Below are 303 nucleotides of genomic sequence, written 5' to 3'. Positions count from 1 at the left end.
CAGATATGAGCTACTACACCTATATGGCTTGCCTTTTTATTTTTATAATGTAATTAGCCGGTCAATTTCTTTTTAAATTTATATTTTATTACTGTGTTTATCGCGGATTGTTTTTTTAAGCTGTTTTTTAATTAAGGTTTGCTCGCAATATAATGCAACAAGAACTCCAATAAAACTCGAAAAGATCACAATAAGCCAATAGTAAATACTATTAAAAGTGACCACCCCTGAAATAGATAGATACAAATTGAATGGAACCACAAAAATTAAAAACCCTAAGACTTTGATAAACTCTCTGAATAG

At 29.4% G+C, this 303-nt stretch carries 1 protein-coding gene; it reads right to left on the bottom strand.

Annotated features, from left to right (window positions below):
• Positions 1–78 precede the first annotated feature (78 nt).
• A partial coding sequence (locus SB749_RS19120; protein WP_410711692.1) for a hypothetical protein occupies positions 79–303 on the bottom strand: 225 nt, incomplete at its 5' end.

The organism is Brevibacterium sp. SIMBA_078, from assembly GCF_046534565.1.
Lineage (GTDB): Bacteria > Actinomycetota > Actinomycetes > Actinomycetales > Brevibacteriaceae > Brevibacterium.
The sequence above is the reverse complement of the archived record's forward strand: the minus strand, read 5'-3'. Positions and strand labels throughout refer to the sequence as shown.